The organism is Geomonas agri, assembly GCF_020179605.1.
GTDB classification, from domain to species: Bacteria; Desulfobacterota; Desulfuromonadia; order Geobacterales; family Geobacteraceae; genus Geomonas; species Geomonas agri.
This window is the reverse complement of the sequence record NZ_JAINZO010000001.1, coordinates 147,960-165,642: the sequence shown is the minus strand read 5'-3', so window position 1 is coordinate 165,642 and position 17,683 is coordinate 147,960. Positions and strand designations below refer to the sequence as shown.

Sequence of the window (17,683 nt, the reverse complement as noted above, 5' to 3'; positions counted from 1 at the left end):
GTGCTGATTCCTTCTTTGCCAGTGTCCTCAGTTGTTTACGCTTGACAAGCGAGTGCTTGTGAGTGTAAGCACGGTAAAAACTTAATTAGCGATATACGATAATACTAAACCATTCGCGAGGATGGGACGGAAAGCCTAAAGGGTCTCCACGAGACAGCCGGGTTGCCGAAATATCACACGATATTCGGCCCCGGCTTTTTTGCGTCCAGACGCGGGAGTCGGCGGCGACCAAGGGGATCTCATGGAGCTTGCACAACAGGCGGTACCGCGCAACGAGCACAGCACCAGGAAGAAGCTGGGAGAGATCTTCGTGGAGAGGGGGATACTTTCCGCCGTTACCGTGGAAAGACTGGTAGCTTACGCACGCAAGAAAGGTAAGCGCTTCGGCACAGTGCTCGAGGAGTTGGAACTGGTCACGCCAGACGAACTGGCTCAGGCGCTGGCGCAGCAGCACGGTATGAAATACCTGGGGGACTTCCACCACTACCGGTATGCCAACGACCTGCTCAAGATGGTCCCGGCTAGGGTGGCCATGGCCAACCTGATCTTCCCGCTGAAGCATCAGGACGGCAAACTCGCCGTCGCCATCGGCGATCCGACCCTTACCGAGGTACTGCGCAGCATCGCCGAGGAACACAACGTGGGCATAGTCCCCTTCGTGGCCCCCCGCCGGGAGATCATGCTGGCGATCAAGGTGCACTACCTCAAATCCGCTCCGGCGGCCGCCTCCGACAAGAAGAGCGTGTTGATCGTGGACGACGACCAGGCGGTGAGCCAGTTCATCAGTTCGTCGCTCAGGCGCAAGGGGTACCACGTCGTCTGTGCCGGCGACGGCATGGAAGCGTTCAAAGAGATCATGTCCAACCGCTTCGACCTGGTGATCACGGACAAGGAGATGCCCAAGCTGAATGGCTACGCCGTCCTGGAGAGCCTGCGCACCTTCCCCGAGACCGCCAGCGTCCCAGTGATACTGATCACCTCCACCGCCACCGTCGATGAAGAAGCCACTGCCCTGCGCCGCGGCTTCTTCGACTTCATCCCCAAGCCCTTGCGCGAAGCCACCCTCTCCGTGAAGGTAGAACGCGCCCTCTCTATGTCCGATGAGTACTGAGGGACCGCCCGTTCTGGACGGATCTGCCGCTCAAAGAGCCGTCCCGCGCGCGGGCGTGCGCAACCGCGACAGGTCCGCGCCCTCGTGCTGCAGCAGTGTGATCTTTTTGCCGATGCCCCCAGCATAACCGGTCAGGCTGCCATCTGCCCCCACCACCCGGTGACACGGGATCACGATCGAGATGGGGTTGTGCCCCACCGCCCCGCCGACAGCCTGCGCGGACATGCTCGCCTTGCCGGTCCGCGCGGCGATCCTTTTGGCGATGTCGCCGTAGCTGACGACTTCACCGTAGGGGATCTCGCACAGGATGTCCCAGACGGCCCTGCGGAACGCTCCCCCCTTGGGTGCCAGTGGGAGGTCGGTAACGGCTGGTCGCTCCCCTCGAAAATAGCCGTCCAGCCAGCGTCGCGCCGCCACGAATACCGGGAGGTCCGCTTTTTCCTCCGTCTCTTCCGCCAGGGTCGCCGCAAAATATTTCTGCCCCTCCAGCCACAATCCGACCAGGCTGTCCCCGTCGCTGGCGAGCATGATCCTACCCAAGGGTGAGTCATAACGTGTGACAAACATCTATCCACCTCCTGCACCGTCTGGTGCGCTTACAGCGAGTTCCATAAATTAACCGTTGCATAACTGCGCCAGGGGCGCCACGTTTCGGCCAAGGCCGATATTTCCTTTGCAGTGCGCGGCGCCAATGCCTTTTTGACCCCGAAATCGGTGTCGGGAAAGGCATCGGGCCATCCCATGGCTCGCATGGCGATGTACTGCGCGGTCCAGGGGCCGATGCCGGGAATCGCCATCAGCTTTTTCAGCTCCGTGTGCGGTTCGGCGCCGAAGTTGAAATTTATCTTTTCCCACACCATGGCCTGCGCCAACTCGAGGATGGTGCGCGCCCGTGCCCCGGTGATGCCGAGGGGGCCGAGATGACCGTCGATGGGGCCATCCAGCGCGATGACCTGTTGCGGTGACGGGAAAGCGTGGGTGAGCCCCTCGATACCGGTCGCCACGGGGGTGCCGTGGGCGGAGACCAGCCTGGCAGCCAGGGTGCGGGCCGCCTTCACGGTAATCTGCTGTCCCAGCACCGCCCGCACCGCCATCTCGAAGGGATCGAAACAACCGGGCAGGCGGGTTCCCGGCGTGCACAGGTTGGGGCTAATGGTGTTCATTGCGGCAAGGACTTCATACACCGCATCGGGATCGCAAAACAGATCGAAGAGGTGCCGGATCCGGGTCAGCACTTGGGTCAGTACCGGCAGCAGCGCGCCGTCCACCGTTACCGTCAGCACGTTGCTTTCCGGCCGGTGCCCCACCCGTACCCAGCCAAACACGTGCCCCTTCTCTGCGCTGACGAGATGCACCGTGCGCACGTATGCGCCGTCGATTACCGTCTCCACCCCGGCAATGGCGCGCTGGGCGAGAAAGTCCAGCATCTGCCGCCACTGGTAGGGAGGACGATACCCCAAGGCGAGCACGATGGCGTTATCCCGGCTTTTGGTAGTGGGGGATTGCCGGCGAAAGGCCGTGGGCGCCATGCGGTACCTCGTCTTGAAGAGGTCGTTGAAGCGCCGCAAGCTGCCGAAACCGGCCGCCATCGCCACGTCGATGACCGAAAGGTCGGTATCGGTAAGCAGGCTTTTAGCCAGCAGCAACCGGCAGGTTTGCAGGTATTGAACAGGAGTGACGTTGTAGGCGGCCGAAAAAACACGGCGCATGTGACGGTCGGTACAGCCGAGTTGCTCGGCGATTGCCTCGACGCTCACCCCGCTGCCGCAGTTTTCTTCCAGCAGTACCTTGGCGCGATGGACCAGGGCGAGAGTGGCATCGACCGGAGCGGTCCCCGGGGCGCGTTCCGGCCGGCACAAAAGGCAGGGACGGAAACCCGCCTGCTCCGCAGCGGCAGCCGTCGTGTAAAAGGTACAGTTTTCCGGCTTGGGGAGTTTCGCCCTGCAGATCGGCCGGCAATAGATGCCCGTCGAGGAGACCCCGACGAAAAAGTGTCCGTCGAACCTCGCGTCCTTCGCCTTCAGTGCTGCATACCATATCCGTTCTTCATGCTGTGCCATACGCCACCTCTTGTAGCAAGATACAACATCCGCTCGCAAAAAACCGGCTATTTTCGGACCTGCTTGCAGATAGGGCGATGACAAGAACAGACAACGCAAAAGGGCCGCCCGATACCGGGCGGCCCTTTGTGGATGGTAGGTAGTGCAAAAGAGGGGACTTGAACTTTATGGGGCTTTGCCTTTCCTTTTTAACGCCTCCATCAACGACGTCTGTCCACGAAACAATTCACAAATGTCCCATGATTTCACTAGTAGAGCTACGAGCCGCTACCGCGATGCCTACATGACACGCGGCCGGTTCCGGTTCAGGAACATGCGCACGGCAAGATAGACCACCGGCAAGATCCCTATGATGAAGAGGGTGTCACCCGGCAGGCGCAGCCACTCAAATACGCGCACCATGGGATCGGTGAAGAAGTCCGGCTGCCTCCCCTGCCAGTAGGAAGTGGTGAGGATCTGTCTCAACTGGAGCAGCCCCACCGGGAAGAGGTTCAGAAAGAGCATGCAGGCGAGCCCCAGGTTAGTGCACCAGAAGGCGATGGCCATGGCGCGATTGCTTGCCCGGTCAAGTGGAACGAAGTAACGCGCCACGAACATGAAAAAGCCCAGGGAGAGCATGCCGTACACCCCCATCATGGCGCCATGGCCATGATTGGCGGTCCACTGGGTGCCGATCTCGTAGTAGCTCACGATGGGAAGGTTGATCAGGAAGCCGAACACCCCCGCGCCCAGGAAGTTCCAGAACCCGACCGCGATCAGGAACATCACCGCCCACTTGTGCGGGAACATGTCCGCCGTGGTGCTGAGCATGGAAGTACCGGCCGGAGCACCAAGGCCCATGAACTTCCACGCCTCGTAGGTCAAAAGCAGCAGGGGGATGACCTCCATGGCGGAGAAGAACGCACCGAACGCCATGTGTACTTCGGGCTGGCCGCTGAAGTAGAGATGATGCATGGTGCCGAGCACCCCGCCGATGGAGTAGAGGATGATGTCCAGATAGATGATGGTGGTGGCGACCCTCACGCGCACCACCCCCATCAGCATGAAGACGTAGGCAACCATGATGGTGGTAAAGAGCTCCAGAAAGTCCTCCACCCACAGGTGCACCACCCAGAAGCGCCAGAACTCCACCTGGTTGAAATGGGTCGTCTTGCCGTACAGCATGCCGGCTGCGTAGAAAAGCGGGATGGAGATGGCGCTGTAGACGAAAAGCCACGGCATGTTTCCCGGATGCTCCCCATGCAGCCGTTCCCTCATGCCGCGCACCAGGATCACCAGCCAGATCAGCATCCCAACCGTCAGCAGTATCTGCCACAACCGCCCGAGATCAAGGTACTCCCACCCCTGTGACCCCACGTAGAACCATGGGCCGCCAGTGGAAAGGATCCCCTTCAGGCTCATCGCCTCCCCGGCGAGGCTCCCCAGTACCACCACCACGAGCGCACCCAAAAGGACGAGTGCCAGTTTCTCCTGATGCGGCGGCTCCTTTCCCGCGATCATGGGGGTCAGGAAGATCCCCATGGCGAGAAAGCTCGAGGCCACGAAGAAGAGGGCGAGCTGCACGTGCCACATGCGGGAGAGGTTATACGGCAGGATGTCACCCAGCGAGAAGCCGTAAAAACCTGCCGGCTCGACGTGATAGTGGGCGTTCACACCGCCCAGAAGCCCCTGCAGGAGGAATAGCCCGGAAACCACCAGGAAGTACCAGGCCACCGTGCGTTGCGACGGGGTGAGCTGCACCTTTTCCGGCGCGCCCATCTTCGACGAATATTCGTCTGCCGTATGCCACCCCAGGAACTCGTAGCGCCCGAATACGAAGAGGGTGGCACCGGTGCCGCAGAGCAGGGCGATCAGGCTCAGCACGCTCCAAAGCAGTGCCCCCGATGTAGGTCGGTTGCCGGCAAGATCATCCGGGGGCCAGTTGTTGGTATAGGAGTGTTCGGTGCCGGGGCGCTGTGCGGTGCTGGTCCAGGCGGCCCAAGAGAAATAGGCCGTGAGCTTCCTGATTTCCTCCGGGTCGCTCAGGTAAGGACGCTTCAAACCCTGCTGGGTCTGCAGCGGTCCAAACCAGCCGCGGTAGTAGTCGATGAGTTCCGAGTGCGCGCGTGCCCTGGCAGGAGAAAAGGTAAGCTGGCCGCTTTCCGGGACGTAGCTGTTACCCCTGAACTCGGTGCGCACCTTGGCTGCCGCATCCGCTGCGGAAAGTCCTTGCCCCGCATAGTACCCCACCTGCTTCTCGCCGCTTAAGTGCAGGTATTGGGCGGTAAAGTCCGGGCCCAGGTATGCGCCGTGGCCGAAAATGGTCCCGTACTGCATGAGCCCCAGCTTCTGGAAGATCTGCTGTCCGGCCATGACATCGTCGCCGGTGTAGAGCACCGTGCCGTCCGTCACCCGCACCTCCCGCGGGACCGGCGGCCCCTCGTAGGCGTTGCGGTAGGCGAGGTAGCCCATCACGGAAAATCCGAAGAGGAAAGTGACCACTGCAGTCACTAGCCACCGGGGTGAGAGAACCAAGTTTTTATCGCGCACGTTCATGGAAACCTCCATTACTATGTTTTAACGACAACCGGTTCAACACTTCATGACTCTGCACGAGGCTGTACTGTTATTAGGGGATTTGGAGGAGGGGTGTTCGAATTACCACAACGAAGAATGTATCAGTCTCTCTTCGTGTGTCAAACATGAGGGGAGGATGCGCCCACTACCGGAACCGTTATCCACGATCACAGCATTGGGTGAGCGCAGCGGGTAGCGCCGTGCGTGGGCACTCATCCAAAAAACGGAAAAGCGGAATTAGCCATAAGACCAATCCCGCTTCTTTACCTAAAAATTTCAATATGGTGCAGAGAGGGGTATCACACTAACTAGATAACACCTCAACTTTTAACGTTTTTACATATTTAGTTGTTCGTGATACCACCAAAAACACCATCAAAGCATTAGTGTGTCTGCCGGTTCATCCCTGAACCGATGAATGTAATGTGCAGGGTCCTTTTGAGGATGTACGCAAGGCATAAGGATGACAGAACCACTGCCCCCCCAATCACCTCGTTCGGTATTATTTTGGCGAAGAAGGAAGCAGCTGCCCCAAAGCTCCCGTAATAGGCCATCGACATACCGATTTTTGCCATAATGTCTGAAAAGGCCATGCTCATTTCACCACTTTTTTGATGACCTCAACGATATCCTTCGGGCTCTTCATCTCTAACGACTGAAGTTCTTTCACCATTGCGTCGAGGGCTTGGTTTTTACTCCTTTGAGCAAGGAACTCCCTCACTTTAGAAATCAATCCCTCGGTCTTAAACTCTACCACACTTCCGCCGATTTTTAGGCTGAAATTAGCACCAGTCACGGCAAAAATCAGGATGCCCAGAACCGCAATGGCGTTGAAACTGTGGGCCATAAAGTCTACGGTTCCAGGGGAATTTATGTTGACCTTCACTTCAACATTGTCCGTACGCTCCGGAAGCCCCACATACTGGAGACAATCATCCGTGAGGTTCAAAAGGTCGAGGCACGCCTGGAAGAGTGCCCGGGCATTGATGTCGTCGCTCTTTTCAACCTGGAGCTGCAGATGGGCCTTCCCGTCTTTTACGAAAAAGTCGCTGAGCGTGTTATCGATATACTTGCCGTATTCGTTCCCGTTGGAGATCGTCTGGTGAGCAAAGAACATGCTGTAGAGGTAAGGATTTAGGGCTCGCTTGGGTATCGACTTAACCCAGTGGACCTTCCTGGTGCGAAGCTCAAAAGCATCGTCACCTTCGCGGATCACAGCGTCCTCAACCAAATCATCAACGACGATGCCGAAACTTAATACTGTGGAGTTAACTCCTGGGATGATGACGACATCTCCCGCCTGTATAAGGTTTGTGAAGGTCATGACCTGCTTGGCAATCTGCCCAGGCCGCTTCGCTTCTGGATGCCGCTTTCGGACCTGCTCTAGGACATCACCAAGGATACTTTTTTTCGTGGTCCCGTCCGCCGGTTCCGGCACCTGAATTTTGGTGTAGCCAATGGCCACGATACCCTTCTCGACAAAGAGGCGGTAGTAGAACCCACCGTCAGTTCTGATAAACCAGTAATTCCTATCTGCCTTAATGGCGAGGGACACATCCTGGATGTGTTGCAGGTCTCCTTTAAGATCTGCCGGCCCACCACCTCCAAACCCATCGATGGAACGCTCCATTGCTCATTCTGCCTTTTGTTTAGAAAATATGTCCGACAGTAACGGACCACAACGGACGTTTTATAACAGCAATAAGCAAAAAATGCATTAATAAAAACCCGCTACTAGAAGTAGCTGATACTACCCTTACTCAGATCAAATCGACTTTGATACTGGGTCTTCCAGTCTGGCGGCATCAACCCAAATTACAATGCCGATGCTCCTTCAACGCCGGAAGCTTGCACCCTTAAGAGCTCCGGAGCAAAGCTCAATCCGATTTGATATAGACTTCAGCAAACGAGAATTCTAGCTGATCAGGGTGGCTTTCTACCATCGCGCTGCCGATCTTCAGCCTGGGGGACCTGCTTGTGATACCCCTTTCTTTCCTCGAGCATTGCTTGCCAATCCCAGCCGCGATTGTGGCACTGGAGGTAAGCCTTCTGTGGCACACCCTACAGCGCGGGCCGGCAGCCGCGCGTCTATTTCTCTCCTCACCCATACAATCCTCCCTTCCTGTTGTTTCTCTTTACTGGTGAGGCCAGCAACAGCTCCCCTTGGCCAGCAAGTCAACAACCTGCAGATCTTCCATTTCCCGGGCGAGCCAGTCCGCTTCCCGAAGCACCAAGTGAACAGCCCCCCCGACAGGAAATGATGATTCTTCACAGCGTCAATTACTGCTGCGGCTTGCATGTCAATCAGCCGCCCCACGACAATACCGGAGACGAACACATCCCCCCAGTGAGCGTTCATCCCGGCGGCATACCTCCCATGGTGGAACTATGGGAGCCTTCCGCAGCCATGGGCAATCCCGGCGACCGTGGCTAAGTCACGTACGCTCCCCCATGACCTCCAGTCCTTCAGCTGTCCTAGTGTTCCTCGTTCTGCACCTGCTCGAAATCCCAGCCGCGCGGGAGGACACACTCAGGAGACTAAGGCATGAAGAATCTCGAAAACACCTGGGATAAGATGAAAAAAGGGAAAGGCATCATGGATGCAGTGCTCCATACGGGGCTTAGGTGGCTTTGAAAAGACGCCAAGAAGGATGAAGATGCCGGCTGCCATCTGTGCAGCCGGCATCTTCCGTTCTAAGGTGCCGGCCGTTGTCCCCCCGGCTTCCTGAGCCGCTGAAGCCCACTGGGAAACAGGCGCTACTGAAGCACGATCCCATTAGTAGAGTTAACGGCCTGGACTTCTTCGACACTCAGGGAGCCCTTGTCGAGCAGAGCCGAGGCGCTGGCGGAGCCGTTTACGTCTGCCGCTGTTGGAGATCTTTGCCTCGTGCCCCCCCCCTGGCCCAGGTTGGTCAGGATGAAGTTGTAGTAGTGTGCCGCTTGCGTATTCAGGAGAAGTTGATTTTCCTCAGGCGCCAGCTCGCACTCGTTGATCACGTCGATGAGGCTATTGTGATCCGGCTACCAATCTACCCTGCAAAGGCACTGAACCGTAACCAGCTTGATGCGTAACTGGCTAGATGAGCGCATGTTGTGGTGGGTCAACGATGGTGCCCATCCTGAGTCAGAATTTGAATCCGATTCACAGAATTCAGGCGCACTTCAAGAAATGGTGATAATGGACGATAAGGGTAGAAAACCGAGGGACAGAGGGGGGAGTACATGCTTGCAGAAATAATCGAAGATTTTTTTAAAGAGATAGGCGAGGCGGGTATCCCTGAGCCACAATGTTATCTGCCAATGCACCTTTCTGACACATGGCTTCACTTCTTAGTTATGCCTAATACAAGTATCAATCAATCCCTAGTTTGCACTGAGATCATATGTCGTATCATCCGTAAAATCAGGGGGGAAGATCGTCGACGTGAAGAGATTTATTTTCTTGTGTCCAACTACATAGTTGAGTTGCAGATGGAATCGATGTCGCGACAAAAAATTATCGAATATCAACAAGCCAGCGTCGAAGATATTCTCACGCGGTTGGAACCGCGCCTTACCGTCTTGGATGAGCGGTACTTTAAGAAGGTCGTGCGCGAATATAAGACTCGTTTTACAGACACTCTTGGCGAAATACGATGCCTTAACAATAATATACGTTATATGAAAGATTGCACCAATCGCTTTTGGTTGTATGCCTCTCATGCTGCCGAGACCGCCGGAGAGATAACGTTGTCTAAATCTGGAGGCAGGAGATTAAGCAAAGACGAAATCACTACTGCCCGTGCAACAAGAGAAGCGGCTCTCAAAGACCGCATGGAGAGGGAGCTATCTAATTTTGACGGTTAGAGGAATGCCCCTCAGAACCTGATTCATGACCCCGTAAAGTCCGTCCGTATGTATATAAGTGGGGACCCTGTGCTTCTGTCTTTTACGCTTTCAGGTACTTTTCCACCGCACTCACGCTAACCTTAAGGTCCTGCGCAATAACTTTGATCTTGAGCCCCTGACTGCGGAGGATGATGGCCCTTTCTCGGTTGCGCTCGGCTTGGGCGAGGTATTCGGATCGGGTGGTCGCGCCGGCTGCATGACGAAGGTCGTATTTACGGGCAGCGTCACGGCGACGAGCTTCTGCTTCGGAAATGATGGTTTTGAGGTGGCGCTCCTCGTCTGGCGTGATTTCCAGGCGGTCAACCAGCGTGGAGTTTCGGAACTTATATCTGGAATCTACAAGCTTGCCGTTAAAATTGATTTTGGAACCCGTGGCAGCGTCTTCTGCGCGTTTGACAGCCGTTGAGGTATACCCCACGACCTCGGAGATTGTGAGACTCGGCGCAAACTCATGCGCGAGTTGGTGCAGTTCTAACTTTAGCGTCCCAGGATCGACAATGTGGGCGAGAGTACATGTCGCAAGATAAAGGAACTCGTCACGCATTCCGACCTGGACGCCGCCGCGCAGCTTAGCGAGAGCACGAAGGTCCTCCAAACGGTCCCATGAAAGCTGGAGTGGGTTAAACCGCCGCAGGTTTCCTGCCTTGCCACCCCCCTTGACCAAGGTAAGGCTGGCCCTCCTAGCGGCGACTTCCGCATCCCTGATGACTTTTTTTGCAGCACGTTCGTCACGCAGGTCGGTGAGTTCGTCACGGGAGAACGGCAGCACAGCGTCACAAAGCGCATCGAAATCGTAGTGTATTGGCTCTTTGCCAGCGTCAGGCCAGATCACCCGGCAATAGCCACCCGTTTTTGTGTTACAGGTACCCTCGAGACGGAGGATCCTGGAAGCATCTCGCGCTTTCCGATCAGCACCAAACTTCACGAATCGTTGGCAGAGCTCATTTTGTAGGGCGTTCCAGCGAGGCAGCGCCTGGCGCGGAATGGCTCTAGTGTAAAACCACTTGGCGTAATAACCTTGCCCACTGAATAGAATCACAGACGGCATAGGTATGTCGCAGTCAATACAATGCAGAAGCAATTCTCCGACCATTTGATCAGACGAAATTTCCTTGTACGTGATCGTCTTGTAGGAATCCAGGTCGACGAACGAAACACCAAGGTGGGCCAGGTTAACGATTCGCCGATTCGGCCGGAAAAATTCAGCCTGGGAGAGGTAGGTATCGATTTTAGGGTTAACTGACCTTATAACGACAGGAAGGGCATTCATCGGATAGGATTTTTGTCGTGTTACGTTCGTTTTGGTGACGAGGGAGAAAAAGCCACCCCGATGGAGTGAGTGGTAACCAAAAAGTTCAAGCTGGTGCGGTTCTGTGAGGGTTTTGGCAGTGTTTAATACAGGAATCATAATCTCCCTCGTGACGGCGTTGGCACGTAATGCCCGAAATCACGAGGAAAACTCGCGGGTAGCGTGTGCAGCCTTGTCAGATTTTTTTCAAGGGGGTTAAGATCCCCGGATCCCAATGCCCCGATGCCCATTCGAGGTACTCCCTGGACTGGCCGGTCCAGGGAGCAAATAGGATTCGGGTGAAGAAGGACTCTTCAAGAGCTATTGGGCGGGACAGCAACGAAAAAAGTGGCCCTCTCAGCCACTTTTGTTCAATTTATCTGGATTGCTTGAAAGATGTGTTGATAGGGGGCACATTTGGTATTGGACAGGCCGGCAACGACGAGACTGAAAATGGGGGGGGATCCCCCGACCGGGCGGCCGGGGAGATGATATTAAAGTGGGTAAGAGGGATACGTCCACCTCGGTGGTTTAAGCCAAGACATTTAGTTTAGGCACACTCCTAAAATTTCTACACTCCTTCCTCGGGTTGCCTGTTTACGAAAATCAGCACGACACCACAAATGAGCAAGCCACCGAGGAGAGATCCGCGGTGGCCTTTGCTGTTGGTCTTTTTTATTAATGTTTTTAGCTGCCAAGGTTTCTCCCCCCCCGAGGGCCGGGGTGCTTGGCGTTCTTGTTTAGAGCATGCCGGTTGAGATCTGAGCCCCCCCACCGAGCAGGGCTGAGGCGTTGATCTAAACTGTAAACTCATGGTTACTGCCGCAGGAGCAGAACCACAAACTTGATTGTATATACAATCATATGGTATAATATGCAACATACTGATCAATAATGCACCACCGAGAGGGCCCGAGGGCGAAGGGGTTACCGCATGGCAATTTCTGCTGAGACGTTGAGAATTTGGGGAGAGATCGAGCTCAAGGTAGAGAGAAAAATCAGGTTGCGAATGTCGGATAAAGTAGCCTCCGAAGATGTCTTTTCCGAGGTGAAGGTTTTGTTTCTTACCCGCAATTTCCCGTACAAGCACATCGCTCAGGCTTATAACTACGCCATCACCTTCCTTTTCAAACAGGCCCTCGCTACAGAGGAGACTACGCTAGGCCGCTTTTGCATTGCCGAGACTGGTTCCTATACCTCGGCCTTGCGGGAGCTAGGCTACAACCCGACTAGAGAAGAGATCGAGAAGGTTGAGGACCTTTACCGCCCACGGGTAACTCACATATCCTACGAAGCCTTAAAAGAAGAAGGGTGGGATCAGGCTGTAGCCGAGCTCAATCCTCTTAACCCTAGCGGCCTCAACGAACGAACTTCCGCGTACCTCGCAAATCCCCGCATTGCCCCTGAAGTAAAAGCGATGGCCCTACAAATTCTAAACGGCGACACCTTCGCAGAGGTGGCTGAGCGCCATGGGTGCAGTGTCCAAACCATAAATCGCCGCCTCCGCCAAGATTTGGAGGAGCTCGATCCGGAACTTCTTTATGTTGTCAACAACGTGAAAAGGAAACCGAGGAAAACTGCAAAGGCCGTGTCGCTTCCTATAGCAATTATGGAGTCTATCGCCGAAGCAGAAGTGGTATGTGAAGAGACTATTGAGCTATATCTTGATGCCCAGTCCCCCCAAATGGAGGCCCAGGCACGAATGGCCAAAGTCGTCGACATCTCTGAGCACCTGATGAGAGCCGGTGAAGTTACAGAAGCACGTTTTACGACGAAGATTCCATTCAGCGATGTCGTACAGGCTGACGTTTGGCCCCGCCGCTTGGCTGCGCGCGCAGTTCCGCCGTATCTATCTGCAACCTATCACACTAACCAGAACTGGCGACGAATATGGCCATGCGAAGAATTACGATGCCGTCCTGGGCCTGCTATCTTACGCTGCAAATATGCGGCCTGATCTCCACTCACACCCCCAACACACGAGGTGCACTATGCTCGCGCGTAAAACACCGACCCCGTACGACATCGTCGGGTGGGCAATGAACAACTATATAATAACTTTAGACAAGCTAGAGCCGGAAGAGGCAGGAGCACTACTGTACCTGGCGAAAAAAAATCCAGATGAGTTCCAGCAACTGATGGTCCTCGGACTGAAGCTAAGGCTCCATGAGGAGGTGGGCAGTAACATCATTGCCCAGCCCATGAAGTGCTACATCTCGGAGTGCAAAATCAAAGTTGCACTCGCAGTCACTCTCTTAAACTGTGCCGGCAGACTCCCTCCTATCCCGCTCTTTTCCATGTCATTTCTTGACGAATACGAGCACCGTGTTCTGTGCGAATGCGAGCTGCTAACTTCGGTAAAATTTCGCCGAAGGGACTAGAAGTTCGACACGAAGGGGGTAGAAAATGAGCTACGAGTGGAAACTAGCAATTGACGCACAAGAGCAGTTGTACGCGGTTTGCCCGTTCTGCCATACCCTCAACTATGCATCAAGCGACCTTTCGCTATGGCCGCATGGCGTCCTTGGCATTGCCCAAGTGACAAAAGGTCACGCAAAAGTCTTTGAGCATCCGGACGAAGCTCAACTCGAAGTGGGAGCATTGGAAGGCAAAAAGGTGGTGTTCGGCTGCAGTTGCGGACGACTGGAAATGTTCGAAGCGTGGATCTGGAATTCTCGCCAAGAGATCATCGACTACATCACACTGCGAGCCGGGAGCGAGATGGCGGAAAGCAGAGCCGTTGAAGAGAAGGCACAGATCGCTAAAGCTAGGCTTACCCTCGTGAAGGGAACCCAAGGCGGGGATTGACGCTCTCCGAGAGCAAATGGGCCGCCTTAGCCGCACTGGTTGAGGCGGCTTTCCGTCAACGCTTGTTCCGGATCCCATTCGTACCACCACCAGAAACCGCCACAACTGAGCCTTTTTTCTTCTTGGAACCCGTCTTGTAGCTCGAGAGAGAGGAGAGATTGTCCGTCTTCTTACCGCAGTGAGGGCAAAGGATGAGGTTGGTCTTAGCATCGTGCGGGAAGCCGGGCTTCTTTCGCTTATCGCTCTCGACCACAGCGATCAGTTAAGCCGCCCCTTCAATATCGTAGACGGCCGCCAGGTAACGATCCGCCTCGCCTCAATAGTGATGTCCTCCCCCGTCTGCGGATTTCTCCCCTTCCTGTCCGCCTTCGCCTTCACGGTGAACTTTCCAAATCCGGCGATTTTCACTTCCTCGCCCTGCACCAAGGCGTCCTTCACCAAATCCAGCACGCTCTCCACCAACTCCACGGCTTGGAGCTTGGTGATCCCGTGCTCCCTCTGCATTCTTTCCGCTATATCCGCCTTCGTCATGAATCCCCTCCTGTCTGAAAAATACTCAGCAATATAGCGTTGTTCCGAACAGGAAGGCAAGAAGAGAAGGGTTGATCAGATCTTTTCTTCGTGGGGAGTGTTTTTTTGATGTCATATCCGCTCAAAAAGCGTTGCTGGCTCGCACAATTGATAGTGAGAGGTGAGAAATGTTCAAGCACGAGGAAATCGAAAAGTTTTGGCGGGAGATCCAGTGGTTTAGGGAGGACAGAAAGGCTGCTGCGGAAGTCCTGCTTAGGAAGCTGGACAAGGGTGGGGACATCTCGACCGTTGTGACATTCTTCTGGTCCGAATCTCCGTACGTTAAAGTCAACCTTATCGACCACACCATCGGCGTTGCCAGAATGGCCATGAAGCTCGACAAACACCCAGAATTCTCGACTTATCAGCTGCTCGTCCTCGCCGCCCTGGGGCACGACATTTGTAAGATGAGGGGGTATATCAACCGCAAAAAGGACGAATATTACGAGGGAGTTCACGCCATCGTGTCTGCCCGCCGCTGTCAGGAATGGCTCCGCGATTATCTGCAAGATCAGGAGGAACTGGATATGGTGGTGAAGGCGATCGACTTACACCACGAGCCGGGCCACGAACAAGAGAAAACGGTCCTCGGCTTCCTCATCCGCGCGGATAAAGCAGCGCGGCAGAACGAGCTGAACCAGATGCCCGCAAAAGAGCTGAAGGGTCGCAGAATGATCGAGCGGGGCGAAGGTCCGGAGTCCGTGAAACGGGAGTGCGATCTGCCGCCGATCCAAGCGCCTGATCCCTACGCTGAGAAACTGCCGTTTTTCGAACCTGTCGAATTTCTTGTGCGCCTCCTGCCTGAAATCAACAGCATGGACGCTTACACCGGCAAAGGGCCCGAAGCGGTGAGTATGCCGTCCGGCGTGTGCTACGTCACCACTTACCGCGCATTCAAGATCGTCCGCGAATGGGGCCATGAGGTTGGTCACGGCGAGCTCGTTGAGGCAATCGCGCGAGATATGAATCGCAGAAACAATGTCGCGCACTTCATCGGCCATCAACTCCGCGAATTTGGCGCGCTGGCCGAGCACGAGCTGCCGCCAAACGAGAAATACACACACAGGAAGTTTAGGGTCATCACGCAGTACAACACGAGCAAGACGAGCGTGGGAATGTTCTACATCCCCATTCGTACCAGGTCTTTGGGCGGCGACATCGTAGCCCTTGAGAAACGGAAAAAGGGAAGCCCCCTGCTGCGCAACATCACCAAAATTTACCCCAACACCGGGCTTTGGAAAAAAGGAAGAAAGAAAAATGGGTAGACATATCACGAACGAAAACAGGCTGCCGAAAGGTGCCATGGAACGGTTGCAGGAACTCCAGGTCGAGGATCCGCGGATCGTGGCGATCCTGAACCGCTGCTGGGGCAACCGGAAGTACATCGAGGCCGGCGTCGCCATGGTGGCTAAAGAAGATCGGGCCGAGCTGCTGGCACCGCGGCAAAGCGGCTGGAGAGCAACGGCGGCCTGGGAGTACGAAAATTACTACAACGCGGCCCTGGGCGGCAATGAGTACGGCATGTCGATCCGCGAGCTGACAACCTGGTTGAAAGACTCGCTTATCCTGGGGGCAGCTGAAGTCGCAGAGCTGGGAGGGATCCGCCGGGCGGCCCGGGGTAGGGCGCAGCGGGGGATCGAAAAAGAGAAAAGGGAGGGGCATTAAGATGGAAAAGAGAGAACTGACACCGCACCAGGTGATAGCAAAGCGTTGTGGTTTGCACCAGAACGCGCTGGCTGTGTTTCAGCGGCTCTACGTCGTGCCGCGCAACGTTGCCGAAATCACCGACGAGCACATCAAAGTGCTGAGGGCGATGAAGTCCCTCATGACCGACCCGATTCTGCTAAGAATCCAGCTGAAGCGCTTGGGAAAGTGGGAGCGTGGGCAACTTGTTGAGCATTGCGACGACGCTGCCAAGTACAAAAGGTGGGAGCGCAGGGCAATTAGCATGTTTATAGCCGCATATCTCGAAACCGGGGAGGGTGAAGAGGTCACCATCGGTAAAGTTCTGGGTCACCTGCAGAAGCGTTTTCGGGTCCAGCCGACCGCATACATCAAGTATCGCCTCGAGCTGCTGCGGATCATGGTCGAAAAAAGGATGCAGAAAGAGCCCAATGTGAATCACATGTGAACCAATGTGCGACCAATGTGTACGAGTTTCACACTTGTACACACCAATGTAGCACCTGTTATTTTTCCAATAGTTACGGCTAAGGAAAGATCTTCCTAGGGGATCTGATAAACCTCAACAGCCCCTAGAAGAGAAATCGCGATTCCCAACCCATTTCAGGCCTCCTGTGCTGCTTTAAGCAGCTTCTCTTCCGGGGGCCTTATGTTACTTGTGCAAATATATCCATTTTACTCACCGATCTGCTGAGCAAAAATCCTTTTAGTACATTTTGAAAGGTATCCACACCTTTAATAAATAGCCGTACAAACATGCCTTTCTGGACAAGATATAAATCAGTACACCAATGATACCATTCGCCACTTTTGCATGCCTCTTTCTAAAAGGTATCCACGGCTTTAATAAACAACTGTCCAAATATGCCTGTTTGCACCCGCGCAGGTCCCCCACCCTTTTCGTAGGCACAACTCTCCCCACCGAGCATTTCACCGGCTCTACGCTGCCTATCGCAGGCACCACCACCCCACCCCAACGGCACCGGACGCGCAGGTCCACAAGCCTACTGGAACGCACAACTCTCACACCGAGCAGATCACCACCATCAACCCGCCACCGCACCACCTACAGCACGACAGGAGAGGACGAATGGAGAGACGAAGGGGAACGAACGACCAGGGGGAGATAGTCGAAGGCAGGGTAGAGCGAAACGACGGCGGCTTGCTAGACGCCAAAGTGGAGCGGGACAACGGCACAGGCAGAACATCAACGGCACGAGCAGACGCGACGTCCACAACTCTTTTCGCAAGGCACAGATCCGACACGGAGCATGATCACCAACGCAGGCCGAAGGCACGCAGATAGAGGCGAACAGACGGAAGATGTGGAAACGAGAGATACCCCCGGCACCACCCCCTGCTTTCGCAAGGAACCGACACTGGCTTGACCTCCGGCCCTTTCGTCAGGCACCGACCCGCGCACGTCCTCCAGTCCTTTGGAACGCACAAGCATCGACACGGAGCACGCCGCGGATCTGCACGCAGGCACCGCATCACCGCCTAACGCCAAATCTGGCGTTTGCTCCACCGGCCCTGCTTTCGCAAGGCACCACCGCTGGCCTTACCCCCGCCGTTCTCGCCAGCCACCAGCCCCAGCAAGACGGCAGGAGAGTAGAAGTTGTGGAAGAAATAGATACCCGCCGCCGCGCCGCCTGCTTTCGCAAGGAACCGGCCCTGGCTCTACCTCCGGCTTTCTCGCAAGGCACCGCCACCCGCCGC

15 protein-coding genes and 1 riboswitch are annotated in these 17,683 nt (G+C 55.4%); of the genes, 8 read left to right on the top strand and 7 right to left on the bottom strand.

The features are described from left to right. The first annotated feature begins 93 nt into the window (after positions 1 to 93). A riboswitch (cyclic di-GMP riboswitch) is annotated at positions 94 to 170 on the top strand. 71 nt (positions 171 to 241) lie between these two features. After that, positions 242 to 1,111 (top strand): response regulator, encoded by an 870-nt coding sequence (locus K7R21_RS00825; protein ID WP_224981322.1) that lies wholly within the window; start codon positions 242 to 244, stop codon positions 1,109 to 1,111. A gap of 30 nt (positions 1,112 to 1,141) precedes the next feature. Here the strand turns inward: K7R21_RS00825 and K7R21_RS00820 are convergent, their stop codons facing one another. The 5 genes from K7R21_RS00820 to K7R21_RS20895 all read right to left on the bottom strand — a co-directional run bounded on the left by K7R21_RS00820 (position 1,142) and on the right by K7R21_RS20895 (position 7,835). Further along, positions 1,142 to 1,678: a methylated-DNA--[protein]-cysteine S-methyltransferase gene (locus K7R21_RS00820; RefSeq protein ID WP_224981321.1), complete on the bottom strand. Its 537-nt coding sequence runs from the start codon at positions 1,676 to 1,678 to the stop codon at positions 1,142 to 1,144. Positions 1,679 to 1,707: 29 nt separating this feature from the next. Continuing rightward, positions 1,708 to 3,171: a DNA-3-methyladenine glycosylase 2 gene (locus tag K7R21_RS00815; protein ID WP_224981320.1), complete on the bottom strand. Its 1,464-nt coding sequence runs from the start codon at positions 3,169 to 3,171 to the stop codon at positions 1,708 to 1,710. 279 nt (positions 3,172 to 3,450) lie between these two features. Continuing rightward, positions 3,451 to 5,706: a nitric-oxide reductase large subunit gene (locus K7R21_RS00810; RefSeq protein ID WP_224981318.1), complete on the bottom strand. Its 2,256-nt coding sequence runs from the start codon at positions 5,704 to 5,706 to the stop codon at positions 3,451 to 3,453. Between the two features lie 616 nt (positions 5,707 to 6,322). Further along, complete coding sequence (locus tag K7R21_RS00805; protein WP_224981316.1) at positions 6,323 to 7,357, bottom strand: hypothetical protein; 1,035 nt, start codon at positions 7,355 to 7,357, stop codon at positions 6,323 to 6,325. 247 nt (positions 7,358 to 7,604) lie between these two features. After that, on the bottom strand, positions 7,605 to 7,835 hold the full coding sequence (locus K7R21_RS20895) for a DUF6011 domain-containing protein (protein WP_224981315.1): 231 nt from the start codon (positions 7,833 to 7,835) through the stop codon (positions 7,605 to 7,607). 1,114 nt (positions 7,836 to 8,949) lie between these two features. On the opposite strand from K7R21_RS20895, the gene K7R21_RS00795 reads away from it, so the two are divergent. Continuing rightward, entirely contained in the window at positions 8,950 to 9,573 is a 624-nt protein-coding gene (locus K7R21_RS00795) for a hypothetical protein (protein WP_224981314.1), read from the top strand. 82 nt (positions 9,574 to 9,655) lie between these two features. Here K7R21_RS00795 and K7R21_RS00790 read toward each other — a convergent pair whose 3' ends face one another. Continuing rightward, positions 9,656 to 11,023 carry a helix-turn-helix domain-containing protein gene (locus K7R21_RS00790; RefSeq protein ID WP_224981313.1) on the bottom strand — a complete coding sequence of 456 codons (1,368 nt, stop codon included), beginning with the start codon at positions 11,021 to 11,023 and terminating at the stop codon, positions 9,656 to 9,658. Between the two features lie 814 nt (positions 11,024 to 11,837). On the opposite strand from K7R21_RS00790, the gene K7R21_RS00785 reads away from it, so the two are divergent. The 3 genes from K7R21_RS00785 to K7R21_RS00775 are packed head-to-tail and all read left to right on the top strand — an operon-like array spanning position 11,838 to position 13,711. After that, entirely contained in the window at positions 11,838 to 12,860 is a 1,023-nt protein-coding gene (locus tag K7R21_RS00785; RefSeq protein ID WP_224981312.1) for a hypothetical protein, read from the top strand. Between the two features lie 34 nt (positions 12,861 to 12,894). Further along, positions 12,895 to 13,284: a hypothetical protein gene (locus K7R21_RS00780; protein WP_224981311.1), complete on the top strand. Its 390-nt coding sequence runs from the start codon at positions 12,895 to 12,897 to the stop codon at positions 13,282 to 13,284. 25 nt (positions 13,285 to 13,309) lie between these two features. Further along, positions 13,310 to 13,711 (top strand): hypothetical protein, encoded by a 402-nt coding sequence (locus K7R21_RS00775; protein WP_224981309.1) that lies wholly within the window; start codon positions 13,310 to 13,312, stop codon positions 13,709 to 13,711. 258 nt (positions 13,712 to 13,969) lie between these two features. Here the strand turns inward: K7R21_RS00775 and K7R21_RS00770 are convergent, their stop codons facing one another. Next, positions 13,970 to 14,242 (bottom strand): integration host factor subunit alpha, encoded by a 273-nt coding sequence (locus K7R21_RS00770; protein WP_224981308.1) that lies wholly within the window; start codon positions 14,240 to 14,242, stop codon positions 13,970 to 13,972. A gap of 167 nt (positions 14,243 to 14,409) precedes the next feature. Between K7R21_RS00770 and K7R21_RS00765 the strand changes: the two genes are divergently transcribed. The 3 genes from K7R21_RS00765 to K7R21_RS00755 are packed head-to-tail and all read left to right on the top strand — an operon-like array spanning position 14,410 to position 16,412. After that, positions 14,410 to 15,546 (top strand): HD domain-containing protein, encoded by a 1,137-nt coding sequence (locus K7R21_RS00765; protein WP_224981307.1) that lies wholly within the window; start codon positions 14,410 to 14,412, stop codon positions 15,544 to 15,546. Continuing rightward, positions 15,539 to 15,946 carry a hypothetical protein gene (locus K7R21_RS00760; protein ID WP_224981306.1) on the top strand — a complete coding sequence of 136 codons (408 nt, stop codon included), beginning with the start codon at positions 15,539 to 15,541 and terminating at the stop codon, positions 15,944 to 15,946. Before K7R21_RS00765 ends, K7R21_RS00760 begins: the two co-directional genes overlap by 8 nt. A gap of 1 nt (position 15,947) precedes the next feature. Continuing rightward, positions 15,948 to 16,412: a hypothetical protein gene (locus K7R21_RS00755; protein ID WP_224981305.1), complete on the top strand. Its 465-nt coding sequence runs from the start codon at positions 15,948 to 15,950 to the stop codon at positions 16,410 to 16,412. Positions 16,413 to 17,683: the final 1,271 nt, after the last annotated feature.

Bases quoted from the DNA above. Each gene is read 5' to 3' on its own strand.
- K7R21_RS00825 (WP_224981322.1), top strand. From the start codon at position 242: ATGGAGCTTGCACAACAGGCGGTACCGCGCAACGAGCACAGCACCAGG.
- K7R21_RS00820 (WP_224981321.1), bottom strand. From the start codon at position 1,678: ATGTTTGTCACACGTTATGACTCACCCTTGGGTAGGATCATGCTCGCC.
- K7R21_RS00815 (WP_224981320.1), bottom strand. From the start codon at position 3,171: ATGGCACAGCATGAAGAACGGATATGGTATGCAGCACTGAAGGCGAAG.
- K7R21_RS00810 (WP_224981318.1), bottom strand. From the start codon at position 5,706: ATGAACGTGCGCGATAAAAACTTGGTTCTCTCACCCCGGTGGCTAGTG.
- K7R21_RS00805 (WP_224981316.1), bottom strand. From the start codon at position 7,357: ATGGAGCGTTCCATCGATGGGTTTGGAGGTGGTGGGCCGGCAGATCTT.
- K7R21_RS20895 (WP_224981315.1), bottom strand. From the start codon at position 7,835: ATGGGTGAGGAGAGAAATAGACGCGCGGCTGCCGGCCCGCGCTGTAGG.
- K7R21_RS00795 (WP_224981314.1), top strand. From the start codon at position 8,950: ATGCTTGCAGAAATAATCGAAGATTTTTTTAAAGAGATAGGCGAGGCG.
- K7R21_RS00790 (WP_224981313.1), bottom strand. From the start codon at position 11,023: ATGATTCCTGTATTAAACACTGCCAAAACCCTCACAGAACCGCACCAG.
- K7R21_RS00785 (WP_224981312.1), top strand. From the start codon at position 11,838: ATGGCAATTTCTGCTGAGACGTTGAGAATTTGGGGAGAGATCGAGCTC.
- K7R21_RS00780 (WP_224981311.1), top strand. From the start codon at position 12,895: ATGCTCGCGCGTAAAACACCGACCCCGTACGACATCGTCGGGTGGGCA.
- K7R21_RS00775 (WP_224981309.1), top strand. From the start codon at position 13,310: ATGAGCTACGAGTGGAAACTAGCAATTGACGCACAAGAGCAGTTGTAC.
- K7R21_RS00770 (WP_224981308.1), bottom strand. From the start codon at position 14,242: ATGACGAAGGCGGATATAGCGGAAAGAATGCAGAGGGAGCACGGGATC.
- K7R21_RS00765 (WP_224981307.1), top strand. From the start codon at position 14,410: ATGTTCAAGCACGAGGAAATCGAAAAGTTTTGGCGGGAGATCCAGTGG.
- K7R21_RS00760 (WP_224981306.1), top strand. From the start codon at position 15,539: ATGGGTAGACATATCACGAACGAAAACAGGCTGCCGAAAGGTGCCATG.
- K7R21_RS00755 (WP_224981305.1), top strand. From the start codon at position 15,948: ATGGAAAAGAGAGAACTGACACCGCACCAGGTGATAGCAAAGCGTTGT.